The organism is Mycolicibacter sinensis, from assembly GCF_001667945.1.
Classification (GTDB): Bacteria; Actinomycetota; Actinomycetes; order Mycobacteriales; family Mycobacteriaceae; genus Mycobacterium; species Mycobacterium sinense_B.
Map to the genome: position 1 here is coordinate 115,331 of NZ_LZJK01000046.1, position 11,792 is coordinate 127,122.

Here is an 11,792-nt window from a genome sequence, read left to right on the forward strand (position 1 = left end):
CCCGGGTCGCTCACCGACCGCTGGCCACTGCCGCCGCGGTCGGGGCACCCGGCGACGCCGAATGCGGCTGCTGCGGAACGGCATTCACCTGCGGCAGCGCCACGGTCTGCAGCACCCGGTTGATGACGATCTCCGAGGTGATCTCGTCGGCGAGCGCGTCGTAGGACAGCACCAGCCGGTGCCGCAGCACATCGGGGATGACCTCGATGACGTCCTGCGGGATCACGTAGTCACGTCCGCGCACCAGGGCCAGCGCCCGGGACGCGGAGATGATGCCCAGCGAGGCCCGCGGTGACGCCCCGAAGGACAACCAGCTCTTCACGTCCGGCATGCCGAACTGCTCGGGCTGCCGGGTCGCGGTGATGACCCGGACCACGTAGTCGACCAGCGCGTGGTGCACGAAGTTGTTGGCCGCCAGCCCCTGCAACCGCAGCAGGTCGCCGGGGTTGAGGATCTGCTTGGGCTCCGGCGGGGTGACCCCCATCCGGTAGATGATCTCGCGCTCCTCCTCCGGCGACGGGTAGCCGACGTTGATCTTGAACAGGAAGCGGTCGCGCTGCGCTTCGGGCAGCGGGTAGACGCCCTCGTGCTCGATCGGGTTCTGGGTGGCCATCACCAGGAACGGGTTGGGCAGGGGAAAGGTCTTGCCGCCGATGGACACCTTGCGCTCCTGCATGACCTCCAGCAGCGCCGACTGCACCTTGGCCGGCGCCCGGTTGATCTCGTCGGCCAGCAGGAAGTTGACCATCACCGGGCCGAGTTCGGTGTCGAACTCCTCGCGGCCCTGCCGGTAGATGCGGGTACCGATGATGTCGGTGGGCACCAGGTCCGGGGTGAACTGGATGCGGGCGAACGTCCCGCCGACCACCTTGGCGAAGGTCTCCACCGCCAGCGTCTTGGCGACCCCGGGCACACCCTCGAGCAGCACGTGGCCCTTGGCCAGCAGCCCGACCAGGATCCGCTCGACGAGCTGGTCCTGCCCGACGATGACGCGCTTGACCTCGAAGATGGCCCGCTCCAGCGCGTGTACGTCGGCGGCCAGACCTGAACCGGGGCCTTGGGCACCCTCCGGGCCGGGGAAACCGCTGGCGCCCGCGGGCGTCCCATCCGATGACGTCATCGAGAAATCCTCCACAAAGGTCGGTCAGACACAACTGCTTGCACGGCCCGGGGCCGAGGGGCAGCGTTGTGCCCGCGTTTCACTATTCCAGGGTTCGCAGCATCCGTCGACGTAAGGTGCGTCAGTACTCGATGATGCGGGTCAGGTACGGCGTCATCCCGGCGGTCCGCACCGGGCTGACGACCACCTTGCCGGCGCTGCCCGAGGCCTCCAGCATCTTCCCGCCGCCGAGGTACATGGTGACGTGCTGGCCGCCGCCGGGGCCGTAGAACATCAGATCACCGCGACGGGCCTGGCTGGGCGGAATGTGCCGGCCGGCGTTGTACTGGTCGCCGGAGAACCGCGGGATCAGCACGCCGACGCCGGCGAACGCGTAGCGCATCAGCCCCGAGCAGTCGAAGCCGACGGTGCCGGCCCCGGAGTCGATCCCCTTGCTGGGACCGGTCAGGGAGCCGCCGCCCCAGGAGTACGGCACGCCCAGCTGCGATCCGCCGCGGCGGATCACGTACTCGATGGCCTGCTTGCCGTGCACCCGCTGGCCCGGTGAGACGTTGGTCTGATCGCCGACGTTGAAGCCCAGCCCGGACAGGAACTTGCGGCCCAGGTCCATGGTGGTCTGGGTGGCCTGCGCGGTGGCCTGCAACGACGCGTTGGCCACCGCCAGCGGATCACCGGGGGCCCCGGCGCTGATCGTGGCCGGCAGGGTGGGATCCCATCCCGGGTCCGCCGCGGCCGGCGCGGCCAGGCCCAGCATCACCGGGCCCGCCACCAGCAGCGACCCGATGAGGCGAGATAACCGTCGTGCATTCAGTCGCATTCGCTCCACCGTCAGTATTCGATGTATCGGACAACAAAGGGCGTCATGCCGCTTTTCCGCACCGGCGACACCTTCACCACCTGGCCCACGTCGGGGGCCTCGAGCATCAGGCCGTTGCCGAGGTACAGCGTGACGTGCTGGCTGCCGCCGGGGCCGTAGAAGATGACGTCGCCGCGGCGGGCCAGCGCCGTCGGGATCTGGCGGCCCATCTTGTACTGCGACCCGGAGTAGTGCGGCAGTTTGATGCCCACCCCGGCGAAGGCGTACAGGATCAGTCCCGAGCAGTCGAAGCCGACGGTGCCCGAACCGGAGCCGATGCCGCGGCTGGGTCCCGCGGCGGTGCCACCGCCCCACGAGTAGGGCACGCCGCGCTGGGAGAGCGCCCGGCGGATCACATATTCCGAGGCCTGCCGGCCGTACACCCGCGGGATGCGGCCGTTGGTGATACCGGAGTCGTCGGGTTTGGCCAGCCCGATCGACTGCAGGAACTGGCGGCCCAGGTTCGAGGTCACCTGCGCTGAGGTCTGCGAGATCCCGAGCACCTGGTTGATCACGGCGATCGGGTCGCCGGGGATGTTGGCGCTGGGCACCATCGGCAGCGTCGGATCCCATTCGCCATCCCACTGCTCGCCGCGCTTGACGGCCTGCGGGGCCGCGGCAGGGTTGCCCCACCGGTCACCGGCCGCCGCGGGCGGCTGCGGGGGGCGAGCGGCGGCGAGCCGGGCCTGGGCCCGATCACGCTGGGTGGCCAGCCGGTCGATCTCGCCCTGCTGCTCGCCGAATTTGCGCTGGGTCTCGGTGAGCGCGGCCACCGCGGCGTCCTGGCTGGACTGCGCGTCGGCGACCGCCTGGTCGGCCTTCTGCTTGGCCAGCCGGGCTGCCGACTCCTTGTTGAGCTGCTCGGTACGGGCCCGCTTGAGGTTGTCCAGCGCCTGCTGGGAGCTGAGCGCCAGGGTCCGGCCGGCGGCGGCGGTGGCGATCATCTCCGACGGGTCGGTCGCGGTCAGGTAGCTCTCCGACGGCCCGTTGACGTAGGTCGACGCGGCGAAGGTGTTGAACCGCTTCTGGGCGGCGACGATGGCGGCGTCGGCATCGGCGGTCGCCTGGCGGCCGGCCTCCACCTCGTGTTGGGCGGCGGCCGCGTCCTCGCGTGCGGTCTGCAGCTCCACCAGGGCCTTGTTGACGCCCTCCTTTTGTTGCTGGATCTGTGCGCCCAGGTCGTGCAGTTGCTGATTGGCCTCCGCGACGTCGGCGATCAGCGCGGCGATGCCGTCGGGGTCTGTTACCGGCTGAGCCGCCGCCAACCCGGGCGTGCCCAACAGCAGCGCGACGCTGAGCACCGACGCTGCGGCGGGGTGGCGGAGCGGGGCGGCCTGCCGGAAGACAGAGCCATCGGAGCCACAGCGGATGCGTCTCATTCGGCTTGGATCTCCTCGGACTCTCAGCAGGCGGCGCCGCGCTTCGACCGGCGGCAAAGCACAGTTACAACAGCTACGCCTTTTGAACCATACGTCACATCAGTCACTGGAGAAACGTTCGTAACAAACTACGTCGTTGTAATTAAGCCGGTTGTGACCAAGCGGTGACCTCGTTCTTTGCCGCAGCCCGAATAGGGGCGATCAACCGATCGCCCAGAGGCGAGGATTGTGCCAGTTGAGAGCGCTATTCGGCGGCATCGACGCGCTCAGAGGCGCGTTTGCTGCGCTGCTGCAGGAACCGGGTGCCGACGGCCGCCGCGGCCACCCCGATCAACAGCGCCACCGTCATTCCCGTCCACGGCAGATCGGGGGTGTTCAATTCATTGACGAAATTCTGCGCCGAGGTCACCGGATCACCGGTTTTGGCGTGATCCTCGGCGGCCTCCAATTTGGCGCGGTGAAATTGTCCGCTGTAGCTGCCGACGTAGGTAGTGCTGAGCACCAGCACGGTCGCATCCGGATAGTCGTAGCCGACCACCGTGGCGACGTCACGCAGCGCGGTGTCCATCCCGGGGTTGCGGGCGACCTCGACGATCTTGAGGTCGATACCGTCGCGGGCCGCGTCGGCGACCACGTTGCGCAGCGCCGGCACGTCGGCGGCCGGCGCGCTCACTCCGTCGACGGCCACGGCGACTTTGACCAGCGCCATGCACTCGTCGGGCGGGGTCGCCGGGTCGAGGCCGACGGTGATGCAGAGCTCGCCGGGGATGTAGGCGGGCGGATGCAGGGTGGTCACGAGGGATGACGGTATCAACCACGCTCGAGGTGAGGTAAACCTTACTTTATACAGGACAATCGTACTGTTAGAGTTATCGCGCCCGTCGGCGCGGACCCGTCGACGCAGGAGAACTCAATCTCGGGGAGTTGAAGTGACCAGCACAGATTCGCTGAATTCGTTCGGAGCCCGCGACACCCTCACCGTGGGTGACGAGGACTATCAGATCTACCGCCTCGACGCCGTCCCCGGCACCGAGAAACTCCCCTACAGCCTCAAGGTGCTGGCCGAGAACCTGCTGCGCACCGAGGACGGCGCCAACATCACCAAGGACCACATCAACGCGATCGCCAGCTGGGATCCGCAGGCCGAGCCCAGCGTGGAGATCCAGTTCACCCCGGCGCGGGTGGTCATGCAGGACTTCACCGGCGTGCCCTGCATCGTCGACCTGGCCACCATGCGCGAGGCCGTCGCGGCGCTGGGCGGTGACCCCGAGAAGGTCAACCCGCTGGCCCCGGCCGAGCTGGTGATCGACCACTCGGTGATCCTGGACGTCTTCGGTCGCGCCGACGCCTTCGAGCGCAACGTGGAACTGGAGTACCAGCGCAACGGCGAGCGCTACCAGTTCCTGCGTTGGGGCCAGGGCGCCTTCGACGACTTCAAGGTGGTCCCGCCGGGCACCGGCATCGTGCACCAGGTCAACATCGAGTACCTGGCCCGCACCGTGATGGTGCGCGACGGGGTCGCCTACCCCGACACCTGCGTGGGCACCGACAGCCACACCACCATGGTCAACGGCCTGGGCGTGCTGGGCTGGGGCGTGGGTGGCATCGAGGCCGAGGCCGCCATGCTGGGCCAGCCGGTGTCGATGCTGATCCCCCGGGTGGTCGGGTTCAAACTGACCGGTGAGATCCAGCCCGGCGTGACCGCCACCGACGTGGTGCTGACCGTCACCGACATGCTGCGCCGCCACGGGGTGGTGGGCAAGTTCGTCGAGTTCTACGGCAAGGGCGTGGCCGAGGTGCCGCTGGCCAACCGCGCCACCCTGGGCAACATGAGCCCCGAATTCGGTTCCACCGCAGCGATTTTCCCGATCGACGAAGAGACCATCAACTACCTGCGGCTGACCGGACGCAGCGAGCAGCAGCTGGCCCTGGTGGAGGCCTACGCCAAGGCCCAGGGCATGTGGCACGACCCGGCGCGCGAGCCGGCCTACTCCGAGTACATCGAGCTGGACCTGGGCACCGTCGTCCCCTCGATCGCCGGCCCCAAGCGCCCGCAGGACCGCATCGAGCTCTCGGATGCCAAAACCGCGTTCCGCAAGGACATTCACAACTACGTGGGTGAGGACAGCGACGCCCCGCACAGCCAGCTCGACGAGGCGGTCGAAGAGTCGTTCCCGGCATCGGACCCGGCGGTGCTGTCGTTCGCCGACGACGACGCGGCAGTGCCCTCGGCGGCGCAGAACTGCAGCGGCCGGCCCAGCAAGCCGGTCAAAGTGTCCTCGGCCGACCGCGGTGACTTCATCCTCGACCACGGCGCCGTCGTGGTGGCGGGCATCACCTCGTGCACCAATACCTCCAACCCCGAGGTGATGCTGGGTGCGGCGCTGCTGGCCAAGAAGGCTGTCGAGAAGGGCCTGACCTCCAAGCCGTGGGTCAAGACCAACATGGCACCCGGCTCGCAGGTGGTCACCGACTACTACAACAAGGCCGGCCTGTGGCCGTACCTGGAGAAGCTCGGCTTCTACCTGGGCGGTTACGGCTGCACCACCTGCATCGGCAACACCGGCCCGCTGCCCGAGGAGATCTCCAAGGCGATCAACGACAACGACCTGTCGGTGACGGCGGTGCTGTCGGGCAACCGCAACTTCGAGGGCCGCATCCAGCCGGACGTGAAGATGAACTACCTGGCCTCCCCGCCGCTGGTCATCGCCTACGCCATCGCCGGAACCATGGACTTCGACTTCGCCACCGAGCCGCTGGGTCAGGACACCGACGGCAACGACGTGTTCTTGAAGGACATCTGGCCGTCCACCGCCGAGATCCAGGAGACCATCGCCTCCTCGATCGACCGGGACATGTTCGCCAGCTCGTATGCCGATGTGTTCAAGGGCGACGAGCGCTGGCGTTCGCTGCCTACCCCGGAGGGCAACACCTTCGCCTGGGACGAGAAGTCGACGTATGTGCGCAAGGCGCCGTACTTCGACGGCATGCCCGCCGAACCGACCCCGGTCGCCGACATCACCGGCGCCCGAGTGCTTGCGCTGCTGGGTGATTCGGTCACCACCGACCACATCAGCCCGGCCGGTGCGATCAAGAAGGGCACCCCGGCCGCCCAGTATCTGGAGGCCAACGGCGTCTCCCCCAAGGACTTCAACTCCCTGGGCTCGCGGCGCGGCAACCACGAGGTGATGATCCGCGGCACGTTCGCCAACATCCGGCTGCGCAACCAGTTGCTCGACGATGTGTCCGGCGGCTACACCCGCGACTTCACCGTCGACGGCGGACCGCAGGCGTTCATCTTCGACGCCGCGCAGAACTATGCGGCGCAGAACATCCCGCTGGTGGTGCTGGGCGGCAAGGAGTACGGCTCCGGTTCGTCGCGTGACTGGGCGGCCAAGGGCACGGTGCTGTTGGGGGTGCGCGCGGTGATCACCGAGTCGTTCGAGCGCATCCACCGCTCCAACCTGATCGGCATGGGCGTGATCCCGCTGCAGTTCCCGGCCGGGGAGTCCGCGGCGTCGCTCAAGCTCGATGGCACCGAGGTGTACGACATCACCGGTATCGAAGAACTCAACAAGGGCAAGACCCCGAAGACGGTGCACGTCAAGGCCACCAAGGCCGACGGTAGTGCTGTCGAGTTCGACGCCGTGGTGCGCATCGACACCCCCGGTGAGGCCGACTACTACCGCAACGGCGGCATCCTGCAGTACGTGCTGCGCAACATGCTCAAGGCCAACAAGTAGCCCGCGTAGTCGGCGAACTGCTGATGCCCAGGGTCAGCGAGGACCACCTGGCGGCCCGGCGTCGCCAGATCCTTGACGGCGCGCGCCGGTGCTTCGCCGCCTACGGCTACGACGGGGCCACGGTGCGCCGGCTGGAGCAGACGGTCGGGCTGTCGCGGGGGGCGATCTTCCATCACTTCCGCGACAAGGACACGTTGTTCTTCGAGCTGGCCCGTGAGGACGCCGAGCGGATGGCCGACGTCGCCTCACGTGAGGGCCTGATCGGCGTGATGCGGGACATGCTGGCCGCGCCTGAGCAGTTCGACTGGCTGGCCACCCGCCTGGAGATTGCCCGCAAGCTGCGCCACGACCCGGAGTTCAGCCGGGGCTGGGCGGAGCGGTCAGCCGAATTGTCCGCTGCCACAACGGATCGGCTGCAGCGCCAGAAGCAGGCCGGCCGGCTGCGCGACGACGTTCCGGCCGACGTGCTGCACACCTATCTGGACCTGGTGCTCGACGGCCTGGTGGCACGGCTGGCCTCCGGCGAGGATCCCCAGCGGCTGTCCGCGGTCCTCGATCTGGTCGAGGACTCGGTGCGGCAGCGCTGATTTCGACCCCGACATCGGCCGAACGTGCACCCGCTGCGAAAAAATTGCCGCGAAATCGCAGTGGTTACACGCTCGCTTAGCGCGAACGGGTGCGGTGGTTGGGTCCCCCGCGGCTGCGCATCGCCACACCCGACTCCCGCAGCATGCTGTGTACCGATCCGTACGACCGCCCGGTAGACGCCACCAGGCTTCGGATGCTGGCCCCCCGTTCGTAGGCGTTGCGCAATTCGACCAGCTGTCGATCGCGCGCCTTGTCCGGCTTCGTCGTCGCCACGTCCCCTCACCATCCCCTCGCCGACCCAACGGGTTCAGCGTAAGAAGGCCTCGGCGATACCGGGCGGCTTTGGCCGAAATGCGGCCTTGCTATGCCAACTCGATCAAGTCGCGGTACTCCTCCGACCAGTGGTCCTCGGTGCCGTCGGGCAATAACACCACCCGCTGCGGGTCGAGCGCCTCGGCCGCCCCCGGGTCGTGGGTGACCAGTACGACCGCGCCTTGATAGCTGCGCAGCGCGTCGAGCACCTGCTCCCGCGAGGCGGGATCGAGGTTGTTGGTCGGCTCGTCGAGCAACAGCACGTTCGCGGTCGAGGCCACCAGCCCGGCCAACGCCAGTCGGGTCTTCTCGCCGCCGGACAGCGTTCCGGCCGGCTGCTCCAACTGCGGCCCGGTGAACATGAACGCGCCCAGCAGGCCACGCAGATCCTGTTCGCCGGTGTCAGGTGCGGCGTGCCGGATGTTCTCCCACACCGTGGCCGCGTTGTCGATCGTGTCGTGCTCCTGGGCGAAATAGCCGATCTTGCAACCGAATCCGGGCTCGAGTTGACCGGTATCGGGGGTTTCCACGCCGGCCAGCACGCGCAGCAGCGTGGTCTTGCCGGCGCCGTTGAGGCCCAGGACCACCACCCGCGATCCCCGGTCGATGGCCAGGTCCACGCCGCTGAACACCTCCAGCGATCCGTAGGTCTTGGTCAGGCCGCTGGCCATCAGCGGAGTCTTCCCGCACGCGGCCGGGGTCGGGAATTTGATCCGGGCGACCTTGTCGGCCACGCGTTCCTCGTCCAGCGCGGCCATCAACCGGTCAGCGCGTCGCAACATGTTCTGCGCCGCAACGGCTTTGGTCGCTTTCGCGCCCATCTTGGCGGCCTGGGTGCGCAGCGCCGAGGCCTTGCGTTCGGCGTTGGCGCGTTCCCGGCGGCGCCGCTGTTCATCGGTGGCCCGGGCGTCGAGGTACTTCTGCCAGCCCATGTTGTAGACGTCGGCCTCGCCACGCACCGCATCGAGGAACCAGACCCGATTGACCACGTCGGCCAGCAGATCCACGTCGTGACTGATCAGCACCAGTCCCCCGCTGTGGCCCTTCAAGAAGTCGCGCAGCCAGCCGATCGAATCGGCGTCCAGGTGGTTGGTCGGTTCGTCGAGCAGCAAGGTGGTGCTCGAACCGGCGCCGCCGGAACCCCCTTCGCCGGCGGCGAACAGGATGCGAGCCAGCTCCACCCGCCGCCGTTGGCCGCCGGACAGGGTGCGCAGCGGTTGCGTCAGCACCCGCTCGGGCAAGCCCAGGCTGGTGCAGATCCGGCCCGCTTCGCTCTCGGCCGCATAACCGCCCAGTGCGGCGAACCGCTCCTCGAGTTGGCCGTAGCGGCGGATGGCGCGGTCCCGTTCGGCGTCGTCGACGACCTCGGCCATCAACACCTGCTGCTTCTCCAAGTCGGCCAAGATCGCATCCAGGCCGCGGGCCGACAGCACCCGGTCGCGGGCCAGGACGTCGAGATTGCCTTCGCGGGGATCCTGCGGCAGATAGCCGATCTCGCCGGTACGGGTGATGGTGCCCGCGTAGGGCTCGCCTTCACCGGCGAGGATGCGCAGCGTGGTGGTCTTGCCGGCGCCGTTGCGGCCGACCAGGCCGATCCGGTCGCCGGGTTGCACCCGCAGCACCGAGCCGACCGAGTCGAGCAGGGTGCGCGCTCCGGCGCGGACCTCCAGGTCCGTAGCGGTGATCACGGGCGCGCATTCTCCTGAATCGATTACTTGTCGTCGGTGAAGACCGGTGGGCGCTTCTCGGCGCGCGCAGCGACGGCTTCCTCGAAGTTGCTGGTCAACAGGCGCACATAGAGCTGTCCAAGCCCCTCGGCCTGCATGTGCCCCTCCAGACTACCGGCATCGAGTCCGCTCCACAGCGTCCGCTTGGTCAGTTCGGTGCCCGGCCGGGAGAATCCCGCGATCCGCTCGGCCAGCTCGTAGCAGGTGTCCAGCAGATCCGGGCCGTCCACCACCCGGGAGACCAGGCCGATCCGCTCGGCCTCGGCGGCGTCGACGTCGCGGCCGGTGAGCATGATCTCGAACGCGCGCGAGGCCCCGATCGCCCTGGGCAGCAGGTAGCTCAGGCCCAGTTCGCTGGCGGTCAGGCCGTTGTTGATCCCGGCCGCCCGGAAATAGGCGCCCGCCGCGGCGACCCGGATGTCGGCCGCCAGTGCCAGGCACAGGCCGCCGCCGATGGCCGCGCCGTTGACCGCGGCGATCACCGGCTGGTGCAGGCGCCGCAACGCCAAGATGATGTCGTCGAGCAGTTCCATCGACCGCAGCCCGAAACTCGGCCGGGTCAGTCCGGCCACGTGCGGCACCGAACCGGCCGATTTGTGGTCGGCGCCCGAGGAGAATCCCCGCCCCGCGCCGGTCAGCACCACCACCCGAACCGCGTTGTCGTAGCTGATCTCCGCCAGCGCATCACGCAGCGGCACCATCACGTCGAACGCCATCGAGTTCATCCGCTCCGGGCGGTTGAGCGTGATCAGCGCGACCTGCGGACGCGGACGTTCGACAAGGACGAATTGGGATGCGGTGCTCACCGTTGCACGCTATCGCGTGCGACGCATCAGGCCTGTTCGGGCTTGTCCTGCGCGGCCAGGGCGGCCTCGACGTCGAGATCCTTGACCTGTTGAACCAAGTGCTCCAACGCCGCCGGCGGCAGCGCGCCGGCCTGGTTGAACACCAAGGTGCCCTTCTTGAACGCCATCAGGGTGGGGATGGAGCGGATCTGGGCGGCGGCCGCCAGTTGCTGCTCGGCCTCGGTGTCGACCTTGGCGAACACCACGTCGGGGTGCTTGTCGGAGGCGGACTCGAACGTCGGCGCGAAGGATTTGCACGGCCCGCACCAGGAGGCCCAGAAGTCGACCAGCACGATGTCGTTGTCGGCGATGGTTTCTTCGAATTTCGCTGCAGTTAAGTCTTGAGTTGCCATGATTGGCCCAACGCCCGGGCTTCCCGCGGTGTTCCCGGCCCCGGCCGGGCAAAGACCGAGACGCTTACACAGCGGGCACACAGCACAGAGCTAGCTGTGCGCTAACTCGGCCATTGACGGTGGTAGCTACCTGTCGGCGGCACCGTCGCCGCCGACGTCGACGATCGGAGAACTGCTGATGTCCGCCCGCCCCAGCACCCCCGCGATCTACGCCCTCGCCGGCGCCGCCGCCGTGTTCGGCGCCGCGCTGTTCGTCCCGGCAGCGGCCCACGCCGAGGGCGACCGGGTGATCGGCCCGGTCACCTCGGTCTCCGGCAACACCTTCGAGGTCGCCCGCCCGGCCGGCGCCACCACGGTGGCCTTCACCGACGCCACCCGCATCGTCGAGCCGGTGCCCGCGCAGCTGGGCGAGATCACCGCAGGCACCTGCATCCGGGCCGGTGCCACCCTGGACAGCGCCCCGGCCGACAGCGGTGCGATCTCCGCGAAATGGGTGGCGATCAGCGCCCCGGTCGACGGCAAGTGCCCGCAGCGGCCCGGCGGCGCCGACGCCCCCGCACCGCCGGCACCGCATCGCGGCGTCCGCGGTGTCGTCGACTCCGTGGCCGGCAACACGGTCACCGTCACCGGCGCCAGCGGGCAGACCACCACCGTGACGGTCACCGACGACACCCACCTGCGCAGGATGGTCACCGTCGGCGCCGGGGTGATCAGCGCCGGCAAGTGCGTCGCCGCCCGCGGCACCCGCGACGGCGACGGCGTGCTGCAGGCCACGCGGGTCAGTGTGTGGGCACCCGACGGCGACGCATGCCCCGAGCCGGCGGTGTAGCCGGCCAACTCGGGCTGCTGATTTGCGGCGCTTTGTCAGT

The 11,792-nt window shown here is 68.6% G+C and carries 11 protein-coding genes; 3 read left to right on the forward strand and 8 right to left on the reverse strand.

The window, feature by feature from the left end; translation table 11 throughout:
- Positions 1–10: 10 nt before the first annotated feature.
- From A5694_RS05975 to A5694_RS05990, 4 genes are all read right to left on the reverse strand, one after another.
- Complete coding sequence (locus A5694_RS05975; RefSeq protein WP_064920954.1) at positions 11–1,120, reverse strand: AAA family ATPase; 1,110 nt, start codon at positions 1,118–1,120, stop codon at positions 11–13.
- A 121-nt stretch (positions 1,121–1,241) separates the two neighbouring features.
- The gene (ripB, locus tag A5694_RS05980; protein ID WP_064920913.1) at positions 1,242–1,937 is read right to left on the reverse strand and encodes an NlpC/P60 family peptidoglycan endopeptidase RipB; all 696 of its coding nucleotides are present in this window, start codon (positions 1,935–1,937) and stop codon (positions 1,242–1,244) included.
- A gap of 11 nt (positions 1,938–1,948) precedes the next feature.
- Positions 1,949–3,355 (reverse strand): NlpC/P60 family peptidoglycan endopeptidase RipA, encoded by a 1,407-nt coding sequence (ripA, locus tag A5694_RS05985; protein WP_064920914.1) that lies wholly within the window; start codon positions 3,353–3,355, stop codon positions 1,949–1,951.
- Between the two features lie 244 nt (positions 3,356–3,599).
- Positions 3,600–4,106, reverse strand: coding sequence for a DUF6676 family protein (locus tag A5694_RS05990; protein ID WP_328589405.1), 507 nt, complete (start codon positions 4,104–4,106; stop codon positions 3,600–3,602).
- Positions 4,107–4,302: 196 nt separating this feature from the next.
- Between A5694_RS05990 and acnA the strand changes: the two genes are divergently transcribed.
- Positions 4,303–7,098 carry an aconitate hydratase AcnA gene (gene acnA / locus A5694_RS05995; RefSeq protein ID WP_064920956.1) on the forward strand — a complete coding sequence of 932 codons (2,796 nt, stop codon included), beginning with the start codon at positions 4,303–4,305 and terminating at the stop codon, positions 7,096–7,098.
- Between the two features lie 23 nt (positions 7,099–7,121).
- A complete protein-coding gene (locus A5694_RS06000) occupies positions 7,122–7,685 on the forward strand; it encodes a TetR/AcrR family transcriptional regulator (RefSeq protein ID WP_064920915.1) in 564 nt (187 codons plus the stop codon).
- Between the two features lie 76 nt (positions 7,686–7,761).
- Here A5694_RS06000 and A5694_RS06005 read toward each other — a convergent pair whose 3' ends face one another.
- The 4 genes from A5694_RS06005 to trxA form a co-directional block, all read right to left on the reverse strand.
- Positions 7,762–7,959: a helix-turn-helix domain-containing protein gene (locus A5694_RS06005; RefSeq protein ID WP_064920916.1), complete on the reverse strand. Its 198-nt coding sequence runs from the start codon at positions 7,957–7,959 to the stop codon at positions 7,762–7,764.
- 89 nt (positions 7,960–8,048) lie between these two features.
- Positions 8,049–9,686 carry an ABC-F family ATP-binding cassette domain-containing protein gene (locus tag A5694_RS06010; protein WP_064920917.1) on the reverse strand — a complete coding sequence of 546 codons (1,638 nt, stop codon included), beginning with the start codon at positions 9,684–9,686 and terminating at the stop codon, positions 8,049–8,051.
- Between the two features lie 23 nt (positions 9,687–9,709).
- Complete coding sequence (locus A5694_RS06015) at positions 9,710–10,531, reverse strand: enoyl-CoA hydratase (protein WP_064920918.1); 822 nt, start codon at positions 10,529–10,531, stop codon at positions 9,710–9,712.
- A gap of 26 nt (positions 10,532–10,557) precedes the next feature.
- Positions 10,558–10,923, reverse strand: a complete 366-nt coding sequence (gene trxA, locus A5694_RS06020) for a thioredoxin (protein WP_064920919.1) — start codon at positions 10,921–10,923, stop codon at positions 10,558–10,560.
- Positions 10,924–11,101: 178 nt separating this feature from the next.
- Here trxA and A5694_RS06025 point away from each other — a divergent pair, with 178 nt between their 5' ends.
- Positions 11,102–11,752: a DUF5666 domain-containing protein gene (locus A5694_RS06025; protein ID WP_064920920.1), complete on the forward strand. Its 651-nt coding sequence runs from the start codon at positions 11,102–11,104 to the stop codon at positions 11,750–11,752.
- The last annotated feature ends 40 nt before the right edge of the window (positions 11,753–11,792 follow it).

What these genes read in the sequence shown, in the direction of transcription:
- A5694_RS05975 (WP_064920954.1), bottom strand. Translation starts at nt 1,120, where the DNA reads ATGACGTCATCGGATGGGACGCCCGCGGGCGCCAGCGGTTTCCCCGGC.
- A5694_RS06000 (WP_064920915.1), top strand. Translation starts at nt 7,122, where the DNA reads ATGCCCAGGGTCAGCGAGGACCACCTGGCGGCCCGGCGTCGCCAGATC.
- ripA (WP_064920914.1), bottom strand. Translation starts at nt 3,355, where the DNA reads ATGAGACGCATCCGCTGTGGCTCCGATGGCTCTGTCTTCCGGCAGGCC.
- A5694_RS06025 (WP_064920920.1), top strand. Translation starts at nt 11,102, where the DNA reads ATGTCCGCCCGCCCCAGCACCCCCGCGATCTACGCCCTCGCCGGCGCC.
- ripB (WP_064920913.1), bottom strand. Translation starts at nt 1,937, where the DNA reads ATGCGACTGAATGCACGACGGTTATCTCGCCTCATCGGGTCGCTGCTG.
- trxA (WP_064920919.1), bottom strand. Translation starts at nt 10,923, where the DNA reads ATGGCAACTCAAGACTTAACTGCAGCGAAATTCGAAGAAACCATCGCC.